15 protein-coding genes are annotated in these 18,122 nt (G+C 51.6%); 4 read left to right on the top strand and 11 right to left on the bottom strand.

What is annotated here, in order from left to right:
* Nucleotides 1-64: 64 nt before the first annotated feature.
* The 3 genes from ACGG90_RS09540 to ACGG90_RS09530 form a co-directional block, all read right to left on the bottom strand.
* On the bottom strand, nt 65-460 hold the full coding sequence (locus ACGG90_RS09540) for an iron-sulfur cluster biosynthesis family protein (RefSeq protein ID WP_390408815.1): 396 nt from the start codon (nt 458-460) through the stop codon (nt 65-67).
* Between the two features lie 101 nt (nt 461-561).
* Entirely contained in the window at nt 562-726 is a 165-nt protein-coding gene (locus ACGG90_RS09535; RefSeq protein WP_390408811.1) for a PspC domain-containing protein, read from the bottom strand.
* A 97-nt stretch (nt 727-823) separates the two neighbouring features.
* Nucleotides 824-3,355, bottom strand: a complete 2,532-nt coding sequence (locus ACGG90_RS09530; RefSeq protein WP_390408808.1) for a M1 family metallopeptidase — start codon at nt 3,353-3,355, stop codon at nt 824-826.
* A gap of 136 nt (nt 3,356-3,491) precedes the next feature.
* Between ACGG90_RS09530 and ACGG90_RS09525 the strand changes: the two genes are divergently transcribed.
* Nucleotides 3,492-4,298 (top strand): HAD family hydrolase, encoded by an 807-nt coding sequence (locus ACGG90_RS09525; protein ID WP_390408805.1) that lies wholly within the window; start codon nt 3,492-3,494, stop codon nt 4,296-4,298.
* Between the two features lie 33 nt (nt 4,299-4,331).
* Here ACGG90_RS09525 and ACGG90_RS09520 read toward each other — a convergent pair whose 3' ends face one another.
* Nucleotides 4,332-5,444: a GGDEF domain-containing protein gene (locus ACGG90_RS09520; protein WP_390408802.1), complete on the bottom strand. Its 1,113-nt coding sequence runs from the start codon at nt 5,442-5,444 to the stop codon at nt 4,332-4,334.
* A gap of 176 nt (nt 5,445-5,620) precedes the next feature.
* Here ACGG90_RS09520 and ACGG90_RS09515 point away from each other — a divergent pair, with 176 nt between their 5' ends.
* A complete protein-coding gene (locus ACGG90_RS09515; RefSeq protein WP_390408799.1) occupies nt 5,621-6,319 on the top strand; it encodes a hydrolase in 699 nt (232 codons plus the stop codon).
* 86 nt (nt 6,320-6,405) lie between these two features.
* Here the strand turns inward: ACGG90_RS09515 and garR are convergent, their stop codons facing one another.
* From garR to ACGG90_RS09495, 4 genes are read right to left on the bottom strand one after another with little or no spacing between them, the layout of a single operon-like run.
* The gene (gene garR / locus ACGG90_RS09510; RefSeq protein WP_390408797.1) at nt 6,406-7,302 is read right to left on the bottom strand and encodes a 2-hydroxy-3-oxopropionate reductase; all 897 of its coding nucleotides are present in this window, start codon (nt 7,300-7,302) and stop codon (nt 6,406-6,408) included.
* Between the two features lie 2 nt (nt 7,303-7,304).
* The gene (locus ACGG90_RS09505) at nt 7,305-8,441 is read right to left on the bottom strand and encodes a glycerate kinase (RefSeq protein ID WP_390408794.1); all 1,137 of its coding nucleotides are present in this window, start codon (nt 8,439-8,441) and stop codon (nt 7,305-7,307) included.
* Between the two features lie 29 nt (nt 8,442-8,470).
* Nucleotides 8,471-9,379 (bottom strand): dihydrodipicolinate synthase family protein, encoded by a 909-nt coding sequence (locus ACGG90_RS09500; RefSeq protein ID WP_390408791.1) that lies wholly within the window; start codon nt 9,377-9,379, stop codon nt 8,471-8,473.
* A gap of 16 nt (nt 9,380-9,395) precedes the next feature.
* Complete coding sequence (locus ACGG90_RS09495) at nt 9,396-10,724, bottom strand: enolase C-terminal domain-like protein (protein ID WP_390408788.1); 1,329 nt, start codon at nt 10,722-10,724, stop codon at nt 9,396-9,398.
* A 171-nt stretch (nt 10,725-10,895) separates the two neighbouring features.
* On the opposite strand from ACGG90_RS09495, the gene ACGG90_RS09490 reads away from it, so the two are divergent.
* Nucleotides 10,896-12,035, top strand: coding sequence for a CdaR family transcriptional regulator (locus ACGG90_RS09490; protein WP_390408785.1), 1,140 nt, complete (start codon nt 10,896-10,898; stop codon nt 12,033-12,035).
* Between the two features lie 80 nt (nt 12,036-12,115).
* Here the strand turns inward: ACGG90_RS09490 and ACGG90_RS09485 are convergent, their stop codons facing one another.
* The 3 genes from ACGG90_RS09485 to ACGG90_RS09475 form a co-directional block, all read right to left on the bottom strand.
* Nucleotides 12,116-12,571 carry a hypothetical protein gene (locus ACGG90_RS09485; RefSeq protein ID WP_390408782.1) on the bottom strand — a complete coding sequence of 152 codons (456 nt, stop codon included), beginning with the start codon at nt 12,569-12,571 and terminating at the stop codon, nt 12,116-12,118.
* Between the two features lie 330 nt (nt 12,572-12,901).
* Nucleotides 12,902-14,245, bottom strand: coding sequence for an enolase C-terminal domain-like protein (locus ACGG90_RS09480; protein ID WP_390408881.1), 1,344 nt, complete (start codon nt 14,243-14,245; stop codon nt 12,902-12,904).
* Between the two features lie 46 nt (nt 14,246-14,291).
* The gene (locus tag ACGG90_RS09475) at nt 14,292-15,596 is read right to left on the bottom strand and encodes an SLC13 family permease (RefSeq protein WP_390408779.1); all 1,305 of its coding nucleotides are present in this window, start codon (nt 15,594-15,596) and stop codon (nt 14,292-14,294) included.
* A gap of 370 nt (nt 15,597-15,966) precedes the next feature.
* Here ACGG90_RS09475 and ACGG90_RS09470 point away from each other — a divergent pair, with 370 nt between their 5' ends.
* On the top strand, nt 15,967-17,490 hold the full coding sequence (locus ACGG90_RS09470; protein ID WP_390408776.1) for a UxaA family hydrolase: 1,524 nt from the start codon (nt 15,967-15,969) through the stop codon (nt 17,488-17,490).
* Nucleotides 17,491-18,122 lie beyond the last annotated feature (632 nt).

The following is an 18,122-nucleotide window of genomic DNA, read 5'->3' as shown; positions in this document are numbered from 1 at the left end:
TTCTACAACAAGATAGCTTTATTATACACTTATCATGATTGTCTCAGTATATCCTCATTATTGCTTAGCAGCTCACCCCAGCGACCGTTAACCCTTTGCCAAAAGCCGCCAAGACGTCCTTGCCTTCTGCGATTCGCAGGCCATCATCGAAGCTGTGGGCGTTGTCCTTCAAGCGGATCTGATGATCAACAAAATCCAACACCAAGCCTTGTTCCAAGAACAACAGATCATATTCAGAGCTGTAAAGCGAAAGGCCTGCCGCATTGGTTAAGTGCACCGGATATTCTGGATCAGGTGCATCCAAGGCGATCAAGGTGAAACGCGAGCCAATGGTGCAAGCGCCGCCTTGCAACGAATATTTGCCGCCGCCATCATCGGCGATCAGCAACAGCGTGCGCTGAGCTAACTTTTTGGCTTTCATCAGCGCCACAAACGCCGGGGTCAAAGTGATTTCTGTCATCATAGATCCTCCTTGATTAGGTTACTTTTCGTCAGTGTCTCACCTCATCGCCGCTGATGCAACTAAAAAGTGCCCGACCACAGTCAGGCACAATGAATTCGTTAATCTTGCATCAATACAGCCAAGGCCAAGTAAACCCAGATCAAGACGCCGCCGCCAAAAACAAACAACAGCCGCACCCAAATCGAACTGATTCCTAAGCTTTCGGCTAAACCGCCACATACCCCTGTGAACACGCGATCAGCTTGTGATTTGCGTAAACGCATCATTTTCACCCCACTTGATTTGATAACTTAAGCATACCAAGTTAAGGCAATCAGCGCCTCAGTCAGCAAACGGATAAGCGCTCAGCCGCAAGCCCGATTAGGCGATGACTTTAGCCACTGCGGCGTTGACCGCATCAGCTTCAGCTTTAACTAAGTCCACGCGGCTTTGGATCACTGTGGTGTCCATGGCGATTTCACGACTCAAGCCAGGATTTTGTTGCAGCGGTTTGAAGAAGGCGATGAATTCAGCCAAGCGCCCAGGCGTTTCAAATACGCGTGAGGTCACAGTGATGTAAGTCGGGAACTCCATATCGCCGCCAACTGTGGCTTCCAGCCAGCTCCAGCGCGTGCGCAGCCAGTCCCAAGCCAATTGTTGACCTTCCGGATTGGCTAAGACGCCGGCAAACCAGGCGCGCAAATCTTGCGGCTTGATCGTATCGGCATCTTCAAAGGCGGCCACAACGATCTTTAATTGCGCCAAGTCTGGCGTTTGGGTCAACGCCGCGCACAAGTCGCGCTTGTAATTGGCGTCGGCACTGGTGCGATAAGCGTCTAACAACTGCGTGAATTTCTCGGCGGTGTTGAAATTGGCCAATTCGTTGCGCAAGATATACACGCGTGTATCTGCCGGCAAAGCTTGCGGCTGTGTTGCATGGGCTTCAAATTGTTCATGCGCCGCCAACAATGCATTAGGCGTCTTGGCGTATAACGCGGCATTTAACACATAAGGCCGCGCCAACGTGTCGGCAAACGTATCTGAATCTTTCGGCGTCCAGCCTAAGCGTTTTAAGGCAGATTCGCTGAGCTTGGCAAACAACTTGCGCAATGCCGCATTCTCTGCGCTGTGCGGGGCGGTGAACTTCTTTAAGCTGTTGGCTAAGGTGTATAACGCCGCTTGCACGATTTGAGAGTGACTGTCAGCAAAGTTTGGCAGCATCGCCACGACTTCGGCATACCCCAGCACCTGACCTTCCGCCAGCAAGCGCTGATCTTGGATCAATTGCATTTGGGTGATCGCATCCAGTTGGGTCACTTCTTGCATGATGTCGTTAAGCAAGGTTTGATCATAATGCACGATAAAATGCGACTCGTTGCCATCATTTAAGCGCAAGGCATGGCCTGCTTGGCTGCGCAATTGTGCATAGTCGCCGAGATCAAGCGTGGCGTCTTTCATTAATTGCGGGGCGTTGAAGTTGGCTTTTAACGGGATCTGCCACAAGCGGCCGCGATCTTGGCCTTGGCCGATGAAGAATTGTTCTTGGTGCAATTGCAAATGGCCATCAACGACGGCAGCATTAACGGTTGGGTAGCCTGGTTGTTCCAGCCAAGAATTCATCACCGCCCCGACATCGATGCCGGAAGCTGCCCCTAACGCAGCCCACAAGTCAGCACCAGTGGCATTGGCGTATTGATGCTTGGCAAAATACTGCTTCAACCCAGCGCGCAAGGCGTCATCGCCTAACAAAGCGCGCACCATGACTAACATCCGCGAGCCTTTGGCATACACGATTGCCGAATCAAACAAGGCATCGATTTCTGCCGGATCTTCAACTTGGACATGCACCGCTTGCACGCCATCGGTGGCATCGCGGGTCAATGCGGCAATGGCTTCATCGGTTTGGAAGGTTTCCCAAATGTGCCATTGCGGCATTAAGGCATCTACGGCGACGTATTCCATCATGTTGGCAAAGGATTCATTCAACCATAAATCATCCCACCACTGCATGGTCACCAAATCACCAAACCACTGATGCGCCAGTTCATGGGCCACCACCGTTGCCACGCGTTGCTGCATTTCCAAGCTGGTATGTGCTGGATCGATGGTCAAATACGCTTCGCGGTATGTGACCAAGCCCCAGTTTTCCATGGCGCCGGCTGAGAAATCTGGCAGCGCCAATTGATAAGAATGCGGCAGCGGATAAGGGGTTTGGTAGAAGTCTTCGTAGAATTCAATGGACCGCTTGGCAATGTCCAAGGCAAAATCCAATTCCTTGGCGGCATGCGCTTTGGTGGCAAACACGCCGATTTCCACGCCGGACTTGGTGTGCGTCAGCTTGCTTTGCAAATCGCCAAAAGCAAACGCCACCAGATACGTGGCCATTTTAACGGTGGTGGCAAAATGGTGATAGCCGTCAACAACTTTGGTTTGGGGCATGTTGGCGATAATGGTTTCGCCTGGTTGTTCGTCAAACTTCACCGCCAAGTCAAATGTCGCCTTGGCAGCAGGTTCATCAATGCTTGGAAACGCCTGGCGTGCTGCAGTGGTTTCAAATTGGGTGCCGATGATCTGCTTGCGCACGCCATCGACTTGATAATATGACGGGTAAATGCCCATCATTGAATCGGTTAACGGCGCGGTGTAGTCGACTGCCAAGGTGACGTCACCGGCTTTAGGCAAGGTGATGTCGATGCGCTCTGTGGCATCATCAACGGTATAAGGCACCGCAGCACCGTTTGCACTAACGGCGCTGACCTTGAGATATTTCTGGTTTAAGGCCATTTGCGCCGCAGCGGCAATGCCTGATACCGTGGTGTGGCCAGTAATGGTTTTGGCCTTGCGATCGATCGCCAAAGCCACCGTGTAATGTGCTGGTGTGAAACTGCTAAGTAAACGAGTTGATTCTCCCATGCCAATACCTCTTTTGATTAAGAATTAGATTAATTCTATTATACGCCTCACACTTTCACCGCGGGGAAAATTTGGCTTGTTGCGGCATCGGAAAATGCTTACACTAAAAGTATCAACCGTTCAGAAAGGATCCCTCATGCAACCTTATGCAATCTTCATGGACATCGACGGCACCTTAGTCGACCGCACCCAAATTCCCACTGCCGAAACTGTTGCCGCCATCGCCAAATATCAACAAGCCGGCCATCAATTCTTCATCGCCTCAGGCCGGCCGCTGTTTTCCGCTTCAGTCATGGCCAAGCGCATCGGCGACAATTTAAACATCATCTGTTCTAACGGCTCAGTCACCAAAATCGGCCCCACCGTCCACAACATTCACTTAACCTCACAAGCCTTAAGCGGTATTTATGCCATCGCCAAGCGCTATGATGTGCGCACCCATTTCTTCACCAAAACCGGGGTGATCTTCTTAGACGATCCTGATGCCAATGTTTCTTGGGACGCACGCAACCGCATCGCCGGCGAAGACGCCAAATACAATCATGTCGTCCATTCCGCAGACGCGTTGTTGCAATTTGAAACCCAAATCACCAACGGCTTTGCCTTTTGTGCCGATGACACCCGCCGAGACGCGGCCAAAGCGGCCATGGCCGCACTGGCTGATGTTGACGTGTCGTCTTCCAACCATGACAACATTGAAATCACCGCCCGAGGCATCAACAAAGCCTTCGCCATCAAGCAAGTTTGCCAAACCATGCACATCCCCTTGACGCACACGATTGCATTCGGCGATGGCGACAACGATTTGCAAATGCTTGAAACTGTCGCGCATGGCGTGGCCATGGGCAATGCCAATCCCACTGTGGCCGCTGCCGTTTGTGAACACACCTTAGACGTGCACCATAACGGCGTGGCCCATTATCTGCAGGATTTCTTCCACTAAAATAAGCGCTGCCAGCAGCGCTTATTGATGATTTTATTCCGTATGTCCTTCGATGGTCACCCGATCGCGTCCGGCACGTTTGGCTGCGTATAAATAGCTGTCAACGCGGCGAAACAGCACCGTCGGGTTGGCATCAGCTTCGCGACAATAAGTCATGCCAAAAGAACTCGTCAAGCGCACCGTGCCTTTGCTGGTTGGTACCGCCAGTTGTCTGACCACATTTTGAATCGTAAATAACAGATTCTGCGCCGCTTCTGGCGTCATATCCGGCAAGATCACCGCGAATTCTTCGCCGCCAGTGCGATACAAGCGCGCTTGGGCGGTGGTGCGCCCGAGATGGTATTGCACGGCGTTGGCAAAGTGCACCAGCACCTTGTTGCCAATCAAATGACCATAATGATCGTTGATCGCCTTGAAGTGGTCAACGTCCATTTCGATCAAGGCAAAAGGCGCGGGTTTTTGTTCAAACATGTCGTTGAGATCAGTTTGAAAAGTCGCCCAATTGCGCACCTGCGTCAACGCGTCGTATTGGACTTCGCGCGTTAAGCGGGCCACCACGCGCTGGTCTTTTTGGTGATAATGGTCGAAATCCAGCAAGGCCAAATACCCCCACACAAACGCAATGTAACAGACCAAAATCTCGCCTGGCTTAGCATTTGCGCCGCGGCGCAAATATATCGTGCCCCAAAACATTGCCGCAGCCACAAACGGGATGAAGAAGCGATACGCTTGATGAAAGCGCCCTTGCGGCAGCCAGCGCGCACCATACACCACCAAACACGCCAGCACATCCATCGCCAAAGCGCCGCCTGAGAACTCCGGATCCGTGGCAAACACCGCCAAGCCGCAAATTTGAATCACCAAGAAGGCCCAGGTGGAATCGATCAATAAATTGGCGGTGACTAAGATCAACAATTGCAAACTCAAGAACACATCATTGATCGCTGCCGGCGCGCCGATGGCCAACACCCGCAAGCTGATCACCAAGCTGCAAATATAAATCACTTGCGGCACCAAGCGCATACGCTCATTGAGTTCATGGCGGACTTGTTGTTTCTGGCGGGTGCCAGCGACCACTTGGGCGTTAACGGTGGCATAACCGAGAATGCCGATCACCACAAAGAACAAAGTCCGTAACATACTCATCAGGCGTGCGCCTCCTTTGGGGTTTAGACGTCAACGCCAATGCGCGTATCCAAACCAGTGATTATTATATAACAAAATATTTTTATTAGAAATCATGGATATGCCGTTTTATTGAGAAAACGCTATCCTTTCACTTGCTCACATGGTATATTCGACACGTCAAAGGAGGACTTGCCGTGAACGAAAAACCGATCATTCCCAATCTTACTTCGACTTTGCGCACCAACATCGTCGAATCCCCTGATGCGATCCGCAAAGCCACTGGGATCCGCTTGTTTGGCAAGCGCATCAAAACCATTGTCTATTCCACCGATGTGGCGGTGATCGCCAATTGCGATGCCGATGCGATCTTAGCGGTATACCCTTGGACGCCGAACACCCGCATCCTGGATGCCATCGGCCGCGTCGCCAATGTCCCGATTTTAGCTGGGGTCGGCGGCGGTTTGACCAAAGGCCTGCGCTCGGCGACAGTAGCGCGTTTTGCCGAAGAAAACGGCGCCCAAGCCGTGGTGTTAAACGCGCCAACGAGCTTAGAAACGTTAAACAGCGTGCGCAAAATCGTCGACATCCCGATTTTTTATACCGTGGTTAATCAAACCACTGATCTTGAGCGGTACATCAAAGCCGGCGTCAATGCCTTAAACATCGCCGGCGGTAAACAAACCGCCGAGCTGGTTGCTTGGGCGCGGGCGCAAATCGACGCTGCGCATCCGCATTTTCCAATTATTGCCAGCGGCGGCAAAACCGATGAGCAGATCCAAGCCACGATCCAAGCCGGCGCCAATGCCATTACCTACACCGCCTATGGCATGACTGAAAAGACGTTCCATGAGAAAATGGCGCATTATCGCGAAGAACAAGCGCCTAACGAATAACGCAAACAAACGCCGGGTCACCGCGATTGAATCAATCGCGGTGACCCGGCGTTTGGCTGTGAAATGGTGCGAAACCTAAATGCTTTTTACTTCTGCAACTTCAAGTTGTTGATGTTTTCGTAGTATTCGGCAATGGCACTGTGGTCTTCTTTCTCATGACCATATGTCTTCAAAGATTGTAAGATCTCCATGGCTTCAGCGGTGAATGGCGTGGAAACGTTGATATCATGCGCAGTGTCCAAGGCGTTTTGCAAGTCTTTGATGTGTAATTCAACTCTGAAGCCTGGCTTGAAGTCGCCAGAAAAGATCTTGTGGGACTTTTGGTCCATGACCACAGAGCCGGCCAGGCCGGTGTGAATGGCGTTATAAACAGATTCTGGATCGACGCCAGCCTTCTTGGCCAAAGAATAAGCTTCGGAAATCGCGGCGATGTTGATAGCCACGATCATTTGGTTAGCCAACTTGGTGATGTTGCCGGCACCATACACGGTGTCGACCAAGTTGACCGAGCCGCCCATGGTTTCAAGCAATGGCTTGTACTTGTCAAAAGTGGCTTGCGGGCCGCCAACCATGATGGCAATGGAGCCGTCAATGGCTTTAGGTTCGCCGCCGGAAACTGGCGCATCCAAGAATTCTACACCGATTTCGCCTAAGCGCTTGGCAAAGGATTGCGAAGCTTTCGGCGCGATGGAAGACATATCGATGACGGCTTTGCCTTTGCTTAAGCCGGAAACGATGCCGTTGTCAGCAAACAATGCGGCTTCAACATTAGGAGAGTTTGGCAGCATCGTGACGACGACTTGAGTCTTTTCTGCCACGTCTTTGCCGCTGGTGCCGGCAGTGGCGCCGGCTTTAACGACTTCGTCCACCGCGTCTTGGTTAAAGTCGAAAGCCACCACGTCGTAGCCCGCCTTCAACACATTCTTGGCCATGGGCTTGCCCATGATCCCTAAACCTACAAAACCTACTTTATAATCAGCCATAATTATTTGCTCCTTTTCATTAAAAATGCACGGATCACAGTTTCGCCTGCGATCGTTAAATTACATTGCACCTGCTTCAAGGCTTCCGCCAAACTCGTTGGCCCCAGCCCAATTGCCCATACGGCATCGATGCCGGCATCATATACCGCATCAAGTTCTGCCGCTCTGGCGCCGACTAGTGCCACCACCGGCACGCCATGGGCTTTGGCCGCTTTGGCAATACCGATCGGGGCTTTGCCGTTAAGCGATTGGGCATCCATACTGCCTTCGCCGGTGATCACCAGATCACAATCTGTTAACTGGGCATCCAACTGCACCAAGTGCAAGATCTCATCAATGCCACGATAAACCTTTGCGTTGGTAAAAGCCAACAGCCCGGTACCTAAACCGCCAGCCGCGCCGGCACCAGGTAACGCGCCGATGTCTTGGCCGACAGTTGATGCCACCAGCTTGGCGTAATGGGCCAGCCACTTGTCAACTTGCGGCACTTGCGCTTGGGTGAGGCCTTTTTGCGGGCCGTATACTGCAGCGGCACCAGCCGGGCCGGTGAGTGGGTTGGTGACATCCGACAAGATCTTAATGCGCACTTGTTGGATCCGCGGATCAAGGTCTTGGACATCGATTTTAGCCAGTTGGGCCAACCCGCATGCGCCACACGAAATCGGCTCACCGGCTGCGGTATCAAAGCGCACGCCTAAGGCTTTGGCCATGCCCACGCCGCCATCGGTGCTGGCAGAACCGCCTAAGCCTAAATAAATTGTGGTGGCGCCTTCGTCAATCGCCGCTTCGATCAACTCGCCAACGCCATAAGTGGAAGCCCGCATGGCTTGTTGCGGCGCTTGGCTGGTAAGGTTTAACCCGGAAGCTTGCGCCATTTCCACAACTGCGGTGGTTTCGTTTAACATGCCAAACTCTGCGTCCACTTGTTCACCAAGCGGCCCGGTGACACGCTTGGCCACCACGCGGCCATGCAGCGCTGCGGTCAATGCCGCCACGGTGCCTTCGCCGCCATCGGCGATGGGGATTTTTGAGACTTTGGCTTGAGGAGCCACTTTATGGATCCCTTGTTCCACCCACTGCGCCGCCTGCAGACTGGTCGCGCTGCCTTTGAATGAATCGATCGCCACGACGATATGCATTGCCGACGCCTCCTTTAGTGATTACTGAATTACTTCAAGTAGCCTGCTTCACGCATGGCTTGCTTCATCTTCTCAAGCACCGGCCCGGTTGTGGCTTCTGTTGGCAACACGCTTGGCCCAACATCCATGCCCATTAAGTTGGCCATGTCTTTAGTGGCAGCTGGGAAGCTGGCAGCGTCTTGGGAGTTGCGGATCGGATTGAGTTTGAATTGGTTGGCGCGAGCGCCGGCGTAATCGCCAGCTTGGAATTTGTCATAAATGCCGCAAACCAATTCGGTGTACATATTAGCCGTTGAGCATACCGCCCCGACTGCACCAACACACAGCCCTGGGAAAACGATTGTGTCTTTGCCAGCAAAAGCTTGAAAATCAATGTCTTGCGTGCGGCGCACTAATTCTTCCAACTTGGTGACATTGCCGCTGGATTCCTTGATGCCAACAATATTTTCCACATCATGCGCCAACTTGACGATCAAATCGTCGCTCATGGTATAACCGGTACGCCCAGGGTTGGAATATAAGAGCATTTTCGTATCAGGTACAGATTCTGCGATGGTCTTAAAGTGGTGATAAAGTGCGGTTTCAGTCGGTTGGATAAACATCGGCTGCAAGACACTGATTGCTTCGATCGGCAATTGGGATGCGCGCTTGGCCAAAGCCACCGCCTGCTTGGTGCGGATGTGCCCGATACCAAAGTATACCGGTACGGCACCTGCGGCTTCATCTAAGATTGTCTTGGTGGCTTCGATCATTTCATCATCAGTGAACATGTAGAACTCACTGTTAGAACCAAACGCCAAGATCCCATCGATCCCGTTGTCGATCACGTGACGGGTGATCCAGCGCAGCTTCTTCAAATCGATATTTTCGTCTTGGTCAACTGGGGTGATGATCGGCACCAAGATCCCATGAATACGACTCAAATCAAATTTACTCATGACTTGCTCCTTTGTATTAGCGAACCATCGCTGGCTTCTTCGGGTCAAACTTCCAGCCGGGGATCAAATATTGCATTTGCTTGGCATCATCGCGACCGCCTAGGGCATGCTCAACATATAACTGATGCGCTGCAGCCAGCTTGTCATGATCCAAGGTGATACCTAAGCCTCGGCCATCACGCGGCACTGCGATTTCACCGCCAACGATTTGTGGCGACTGCTTGCACAAGCCTTGACCGTCTTGCCAGATCCAATGGGTATCAGCGGCATTGACGCGACCTGGAGCAGCCGCGGCGGCGTTGGCCACCATGGCCAACGAAATGTCGAAGTGGTTGTTGGAATGCACGCCCCAAGTCAGATCCAAGTCATGGCACAATTGCGCCACGCGCACAGAACCTTGCATCGTCCAAAAATGCGGATCAGCTAACGGAATGGATACTGAATCCAAGCGCAGCGCCGCTTTCATTTCCCGCCAATCAGTGGCGATCATGTTAGTGGCAGTTGGCAAGTCGGTGAGACGATGGAATTCCGCCATCACTTCACGGCCGGAGAAGCGCCCTTCTGCCCCGCAAGGATCTTCAACATAAGTCAAGATGCCTTGCATGTTGCGGCACAACTCAACGGCTTCATCCAAGCTCCAAGAACCATTAGGATCCAAGGTGATGCGGGCGTTAGGAAAGGCCTGCTTCAAGGCTTTGATTGCTTCGATTTCGACTTTGCCTTCAAAGACCCCGCCTTTAAGCTTGAAGTCTTCAAAACCGTACCGGGCATGCGCAGCTTTGGCTAAAGCCACGATTTGTTCCGGCTTGGTGGCTGGTTGACGCCGCAAGCGGCCCCATTCATCAGAATCATCATCGCCATCGATATACGGCAGATCAGTCTTGGACTTGTCACCGACGTAGAATAAGTACCCTAAGAACTTCACATGGTCACGGACTTGGCCATCCCCAAGCAAAGCGGCCACCGGCACATTCAGGTGTTGGCCTAATAAGTCTAACAATGGGGTTTCCACTGCGGTCATCACATGCACCGTGGTGCGCAAGTCGAAGGTTTGCAAGCCGCGGCCGCCATCATCGAAATCCTTGTAACGATTCTTGATGTCTTGCACGATCGCCTTGTATTCGCCGAGGCTGCGGCCGACGACTAAGTCTTTGACGGCTTCCAGGGTCTTGGTAATTTTTTCACCACCTGGCACTTCGCCGACGCCTTCGTTGCCGTCAGAATCTTTCAAAACGACGACGTTACGGGTGAAATATGGTCCATGAGCACCTGATAAATTTAATAACATACTATCGTAACCGGCTACCGGCACGACTTCCATACTTGTGATGGTTGGCACTGACATTTGAATCCCTCCGCTTCCTGTAAGCGTTTCAACATGGTTCTAGTATATGTTCAGTGCTAGACAAACTGAATAGTCGCCGACACTTAACTCGTGACACATTTCACGGGAAAAATGTTCTTTGTAACATTCACGGCTTTGTGTTATATTTATCGGCGAAAGGGATGAAACCTTATGCAGTTAGAGCCTAAAGTCGCTAGTGCCATTGTTGATAGCCTTAAAGACATCATTCATCATGAAATCAATTTGTTCGATACGACAGGAACGATCATTGCCAGCACCGACGCCAAGCGCGTCGGCACCTTCCATGACGGCGCCTACCAAGTGATCAAAAGCCGCCAGCCGGTCATCATCAGTTCTGACGATGAATTCCATGGCGCCCGCAAAGGGACCAATTTGCCGGTTTTGTTCAATGACTCCGTTGTCGCGGTGATCGGCATCACCGGCGATCCTGACACAGTCGCGCCTTTGGGCAACATCATCAAGAAGATGACGGAAATCTTGATCCGCGAGAACTGGAGTCAAATGACGCGCTACACGCGCCAAGCCAACTTCAATTCGCTAGTCGCCCAGCTGATCGCCAAAGAACATGACCGCTCCTTGATCGATTACTTAATGGCGGTGTTGGAAGTTCAACCTGATACGCCGCGCCAAGTCGTGGTTGCCCAAGTGCTTGCTGGCGGCAAACGCTCTGCCAGCTACACCGAAGCGGCTGAAACCATCGTCAAATACTTACAAAGCCTGCCGCAAACGTTCTATACGGCCACTGGCTCTGAAATCTGCTTAATGCTGGAACATCAGCCTGCCACTGAACAGCGCCGCTTGTTAGATCACTTGCAAAGTGAATTATCCACCGCTTGCGGCCAACCAGTAGCCATTGGCGTCGGCCGCCAAGTCCAAAACATCAACGATTACTGGCGCAGTTATCAAGACGCTGAAGCTGCCTTATCTTGGCAGCTGTTTACCAAACAAGCCAGTGTGCAAGCTTATGCGCAATTGGATTATCAATTGCTGTTGACCAAGCTGCCGCAGCAAGTCGGTAACGATTTCTTGAATCAAGTCTTAAAGAAGATCCCTGCCGATCAACTGCCTGAATTCAAAGAAGTGCTGAATGCTTATGTCACCCACAACGGCAGTATCATTCATGGCGCCGAAGCAATGTTCATTCACAAGAACACCTTCCAGAATCGCTTGAATCTTATTCACACCACCACCGGCTACAATCCTCGCGAGTTGCGCGATTTTGTCGTGTTATACCTGGCCTTTCAACTGGATGATTATTACCACTTCCAAAACCAGCGCCACCAACAGTGAGCGCATGACGCTTTACTGCTTTTGGGGCAGACAAAAAAGATCCTCGACACAATGTCGGGGATCTTTTTTCGGCTGCTAGATTAATCGTTGGTCTTTTGGGCCATTTGGGCTTGGACTTGGGTGTTGGCGTGACCAACACGGGTGCGGGTGACACCGTTTTTGGTTTCAACAACCTTGACGGTGGCGCCGTTGTCGCTGAGTTCAACATAATATGCGCTGACGCCTTCTGGCTTGGTGGTGATGTTTAAGCGCTGGCCGTCAACGGTGTAATGCACATCGTTGGTCACATCGGCATTGCCATTGCCGACGAACAACTCTGCCACCCGCGCGGTATGCCCGTTTGCGTCAGTCAATACAGACTTGGTGGCGGTGCTATTGGCACTGTTGGCATTATTGGTGTAGTAGTCGTCTTTCACTACCCGCTGCACGGCGGAGCTGGCCGTGTCATCAGTGATGGCGTGGGCTTGATTGACGCCGTATGTCGCCAACAGCACCGCGCCTAACGCAACTAACAGTAATGTATATAATTTTTTCATGGTGAGCCTCCAAGTGTGCAATCACTAGTACAGTTTCTCTACACTTATATCATACACCATCGTTACCGATGGTAAAGCCCTCGTGCATAAATTTGTACAATTATGGTGTAAAGAACATCTGGAAGCCGATACAATCACGTTTTCATGGTTCATGTGCCATCGAAGATTGTGAAATCACTAACGAGTACAGCACGTTTAAACTGTCTCAAATTGCAAACTGAACAACGCCAATTCTTCACAAACTAGCCTGCCAATTGATGCAAAAGCCATACAAAAAGCCCACCCGTGAAACATCATTGTTTCACGAAGTGGGCTTAAAAGGTGTCTAGGTTAGCGAACCAGCGCCGGGCGCTTGGCATCATATTGCCAACCGGGGATCAAATATTGCATGCTGGCAGCGTCGTCGCGGTCATAATATTTCGGATCAATTGCTTCATACAGCGCATGCGCTGCCGCCAAACGCTCAGGATCCAAGCTAAAGCCCAGCCCTGGCTTATCCGGCAGCGGCACTTGGCCATCGCGGATCTTTGGCGAATCTTGCAACAAGCCTTGGCCGTCTTGCCAGATGTAATGGGTATCTACCGGCGTGATTTGCCCAGGGGCGGCAGCAGCCACTTGCACATAAGTGGCCAAGGTGATATCAAAGTGATTATTGGAGTGACTGCCCCAAGTCATGCCCCAATCGTTAAGCAATTGGGCCATGCGAATCGAGCCGTTCAAGCCCCAGAAATGCGGATCTGCCAACACAATGTCCACAGACTTCAACGCAGCAGCGTGTTGGAACTGGCGCCAGTCGGTGGCGATCATGTTGGTGGCCACCGGCACATGGGTGGCCATGCGAAATTCAGACAACGTTTCGCGCCCAGAATAACCGGCTTCTGGGCCGCATGGGTCTTCCATGTAGGTGATGGCATCTTTATGCGCATTGACCAATTCAATGGCTTGCGCCTCGCGCCAAGCGCCATTAGGGTCGATATTGATGTGGGCTTCAGGAAAAGCCTCATGCAGCGCCTGCACCGTATCCATTTCCACTGCTGGGTCCAACACGCCGCCTTTGAGTTTGAAGTTGTGAAAGCCATAGCGCGCTTGGGCCGCATGGGCTTCTTCAACAATTGCTTCAGGTGTTAAGGCTGCATGGCGGCGCAAACGCCCCCATGCGTCACTGTCATCATCGCCTTGCAAATATGGCAATGGCGCCTTGTTGGTATCGGCAATGTAGAACAGATAACCTAAGAATTCAACCGACTGCCGCTGCACGCCATCGCCTAACAACGCGGCGATCGGCAAATCAAGGAACTGCCCTAACAGATCCATTAAGGCACACTCCACTGCGGTTTCAGACTGCACGACGAATTTAAGCTGTGAAATATCCAGGCTTTGAATACCTTCACCAGAATTGGTTTTGGCTTGGACATTCAATTGACGCAAGTCGTTAACCACGCCGCGATAATCGCCGATCGAACGCCCCACCACATGAGGGATATACGATTCAAGCTGCTTACGGGTATACTCCCCGCCATGGATCTCGCCGATGCCGACATGACCTAGCGAATCAGTGATCTGCACAATATTGCGGGTGAAATACGGTGCATGGCACCCGGATAGTGTCAACGTCATCGAATCATAGCCGGCCACTGGTGTCACCTGCATACTTTTAACTGTTGGAATCACAATTTACCTCCTAAAAAACGCCGGTTTCCCGGCGTCTTGTTGCATAGCATTAACGGAATACCCCGATGGCAAAGCCGACAATCGTCCAAGCAATGTTCATCAGCCACAATTTACCAAATGAATACTTCACATATGTCGCCAAAGGCATGCGATCGGTCAAGTCGGTTGCCACATAGATCTGCGGTTGCGCAACTGGCGAAACCATGGCACCAAAGTTCATGAACATCGTGACGATCACGACATCAGTCGATACCCCGTATTTTGCCGAGAAGGCTGCCACGATTGGAATCAAGGCATAGAACCAAGTATCGTTGGTGAAGATGAACATCAACGGTGTTGCCAACATCGCCAAGATCAAATATACCCAAGGCCCGATGGCAGCTGGGATGACCAGCATCAAGACTTTGACCATTTCATTGAGCATGCCGGAGTATTGCATGACCCCGACAACGACCCCAGACAACAGCACGGCTGGTGTGACTGGCCATAACTTAGAATAGTACTTCTGCAGGAGTTTGCCTTGCAGCTTCTGTTCTGGATAATTCATCATCATTGCCAAAACCAACCCGACGGCAAAGACGAAATACTGCGGAATGGCAGAGAAAGCAACCAAGACAAAGATCACCAACGCCGTGAGCAACAGGTTGGGAATGAACAGCTTAGGGCGAGACAATTCGGTGTCTTTGATCATGCCGATCAATTCATCACGGTCGATCGCCGCAGCCCCGACGCTGTTCTTCATTTGCCGCCAGCCTAAGAAGGCAGCAAACGCCAGCAAGGCCACCATGCCGATCAATTGCACCGGCAGCATGTGCATGAACAATACAGTTGAAGCATTCTTGGTGCTGGTCAAAGAAGCGGCCCGCAGCATCCGAGAATCCCAAGGCTTGGAAGTCATCAAGATGACAGAAGCCGAGCACAAGAACGGTAAGATCTTCAAGTCAATATTAAACCGCTTATATAGAGGCAACATCAACGGAATCGTGATCAAGAACACAGACAACACAGAGCTGTCCAGTTCGCAAATCGATGCGATCAATACCGTTAACATGCAGATGATCGGGGCGGTCAACTTGACCCGCTTGAGAATCGCTTTGACGATGTAATCGAACATCCCAGCATCTGACACCAAGGTGAAATATGGCATGGAGAACATCATCATCAACGCGATCTCATATGTTTTAAGGATCCCTTTTTCAACGTAACCCCCGATTTGGGCAACGCTGGCGCCAACTAAAACGGCGAAAACGATTGGGACCACCGTGAAGGCGAAAATGGTACTGACCTTCTGCTTCATTAACAGTACCGTAATCAGGATCATCATGGCAAAACCCATGAACGCGAGGTAACTCATATCTAGACCTCCTCAGAATAATTGCAAACGCTTGCGCTGATCTACATTGACCAGTATATCTGCGGTGTTGGCCTAGATTAAGAGCCAAGAAACCACAATTCGGCGGTGGATTCTGCCAATTCTTTATTACGTGTAACAATTCACAATTTTGTGCTATCTGCCGCTATAACAGTTCACGCTTAACTGGGTAATCGGTTTTGTTGCTGATATATCAACGTTTCCCGGTCATTACAAGTTAGCTGTCACGAATCTTTGGTGTTCGATATACTATTGTGAAGGCAGGAGATAGCGCTGTCTTTTGGTCGATTGCGTCTTTTCTGGTGGTGGTACAGCGGTATACTTGTGCATGTAAATACAAGGAGGCGACAAGATGAAAGTCATCCAATTAACGCCTAAAGATAACGTTGCGGTGTTAGTCGAGCCTGGCAAAAAAGGCGATCATGTTGACAACATTGCGGGATTAACACTGCAAGAAGATATCCCGCAAGCCCACAAGATCACCTTGGAAGATGTCAAAAAAGGCGAGCCGATCCGCCGCTACGGTGTGGTATTAGGCTATGCGCTGCATGATTTTCCCAAAGGCTCTTGGATCAATGAAACCAGCTTGAAATTGCCGGCCAGCCCAGCACTTGATGCGCTGCGGGCCAACCCTGACTTCAAAGAACCTGATAACATTCGCAAACCCAAGACTGATTATTTCATGGGTTACGCCAACGACCCGGAATTCTCTGAATACTCCGGCACGCGCAATATCTTGGCAATCCATACCACGGTGCAATGCGTGATTGGTATCGTTAACGCCGCGATCGTCAAGATCAAGAACCAACTGCTGGCCAAATACCCGAATGTTGACGATGTCATCGCCATCAACCACCAATATGGTTGCGGCGTGGCGATCAACGCCGAAAATGCTGAGATCCCCATCAATGGCTTGCGCAACTTGCTGCACCACCCGAATTTTGGCGGACAAATCATGTGCGTCAGCTTAGGTTGCGAGAAATTGACCCCGCAAATGCTGTTGCAAGATCAATGCAAGCCTGAGAACTTGGTGATTTTACAAGCGCAACACGGCTTTAAAGGCATGATCGATGCGATTTTTAACATGGCCGACAAGAAACTGGCCAAGCTTAATGAACGCCAGCGTACCCCACAGCCGCTGTCCAAGCTGCTGATCGGCTTACAATGCGGCGGCTCTGATGCCTTCTCTGGCGTCAGCGGCAACACCAGTGTCGGCTATGCGGCTGATATGCTGGTTAAAGCTGGTGCCACAGTGATGTTTTCTGAAGTTTCTGAAGTGCGCGATGGCGTTAACTTCATTGCCAATCGCATCACGAGCCCGGAAACTTGCGAAACGTTCAAGAAACAAGTGTCTTGGTATGACGACTACTTAGCCAAAGGCAAAGTCGATCGCTCCGCTAACCCAAGCCCTGGCAACAAGAAAGGCGGGTTGTCCACGATCGTCGAGAAGTCCATGGGCTCCATTGCCAAGTCCGGCTCTTTGGAAATCAAAGAAGTGCTTACGCCTGGCGGTATTCCAACCAAGCACGGCATGATCTTTGCCGCAACGCCGGCATCTGATCTGGTTTGCGGCACGATGCAAATGTGTTCCGGCGCGACTTTGCAAGTCTTTGTCACCGGCCGCGGCACGCCTTATGGGCTGGCAGCTTTGCCAGTGTTGAAAGTCTGCACCAGAAACGAACTCAAGGAACAATGGCCTGATGTGATCGATATCAACACCGGTTCAGTCCTGACCGACGATACGTCGATCCAAGATATGGGCGAGTCAATTTGCGACACGATCTTGAAAGTCGCTTCCGGTACCGAAAAGCCGTTTACTGAACAATACGGGATCTATAATGATATCTGCTTGTTCAACCCGGCACCTATTACGTGATCTTCCCTTCCCCTAGCCTTCGCAGCTGCCACTGCGAAGGTATTTTTGTGCCCAAGAGCGGAGCAAAGCGCGCTTAGCGGGTCAATTAGCCTAGCCCTCGTGCTTGCGGCGCACTTTGCCGCGAGTGCGGGGGCGTAGCTAATTGCACCCGCGTTGCTTTGCGCAGCTCGACGAAAACCAGAGCAGAGTGGCGCGCACTTAGCGATGTGTATAAGACGGGATGACGCAAAGGCGCTTTTTGCCTTGGCGGCGTCGCGGCTTATACGCAATCGCGTTGCGCCACGCAGCTCGACGAAAACAAGAGCGGAGCAAAGCGCCCTTAGCGGTGGATATAAGATGGGATGACGTTTGGGCGTACTTGGCCCAAGCGGCGTCACAGCTTATATCACGCCGCGTTGCTTTGCGCAGCTCGACGAAAACCACACTCGTCGCCGGGCCCGGATCGGTGAAGCTTCGGTGCGTGGGGTAAGCGTCGGCGCAGGCTGTGCGGCCGGCTGCAACCACGCAAAGTGCGCGTGTTTTACGCCTAACTTTTGAGCTTTGCGCTCGCCTGCGGCTCGCCTTGCAAATCTCAAAAGTTGCCGCGCGTGGTGTCAGGTGAGCCTTGCACAGTTCGCAAGGCTCACCTGACA

The sequence above is a fragment of the Lacticaseibacillus jixiensis genome (genome assembly GCF_042847315.1).
GTDB lineage: Bacteria > Bacillota > Bacilli > Lactobacillales > Lactobacillaceae > Lacticaseibacillus > Lacticaseibacillus jixiensis.
Note: the sequence above shows the minus strand (reverse complement) of the source record. Positions and strands in the feature narration are given on the sequence as shown.

Excerpts from the sequence above, each read along its gene's own strand:
- ACGG90_RS09540 (WP_390408815.1), bottom strand. The coding sequence starts at position 460 with ATGACAGAAATCACTTTGACCCCGGCGTTTGTGGCGCTGATGAAAGCC.
- ACGG90_RS09535 (WP_390408811.1), bottom strand. The coding sequence starts at position 726 with ATGCGTTTACGCAAATCACAAGCTGATCGCGTGTTCACAGGGGTATGT.
- ACGG90_RS09530 (WP_390408808.1), bottom strand. The coding sequence starts at position 3,355 with ATGGGAGAATCAACTCGTTTACTTAGCAGTTTCACACCAGCACATTAC.
- ACGG90_RS09525 (WP_390408805.1), top strand. The coding sequence starts at position 3,492 with ATGCAACCTTATGCAATCTTCATGGACATCGACGGCACCTTAGTCGAC.
- ACGG90_RS09520 (WP_390408802.1), bottom strand. The coding sequence starts at position 5,444 with ATGAGTATGTTACGGACTTTGTTCTTTGTGGTGATCGGCATTCTCGGT.
- garR (WP_390408797.1), bottom strand. The coding sequence starts at position 7,302 with ATGGCTGATTATAAAGTAGGTTTTGTAGGTTTAGGGATCATGGGCAAG.
- ACGG90_RS09505 (WP_390408794.1), bottom strand. The coding sequence starts at position 8,441 with ATGCATATCGTCGTGGCGATCGATTCATTCAAAGGCAGCGCGACCAGT.
- ACGG90_RS09500 (WP_390408791.1), bottom strand. The coding sequence starts at position 9,379 with ATGAGTAAATTTGATTTGAGTCGTATTCATGGGATCTTGGTGCCGATC.
- ACGG90_RS09495 (WP_390408788.1), bottom strand. The coding sequence starts at position 10,724 with ATGTCAGTGCCAACCATCACAAGTATGGAAGTCGTGCCGGTAGCCGGT.
- ACGG90_RS09490 (WP_390408785.1), top strand. The coding sequence starts at position 10,896 with ATGCAGTTAGAGCCTAAAGTCGCTAGTGCCATTGTTGATAGCCTTAAA.
- ACGG90_RS09485 (WP_390408782.1), bottom strand. The coding sequence starts at position 12,571 with ATGAAAAAATTATATACATTACTGTTAGTTGCGTTAGGCGCGGTGCTG.
- ACGG90_RS09475 (WP_390408779.1), bottom strand. The coding sequence starts at position 15,596 with ATGAGTTACCTCGCGTTCATGGGTTTTGCCATGATGATCCTGATTACG.
- ACGG90_RS09470 (WP_390408776.1), top strand. The coding sequence starts at position 15,967 with ATGAAAGTCATCCAATTAACGCCTAAAGATAACGTTGCGGTGTTAGTC.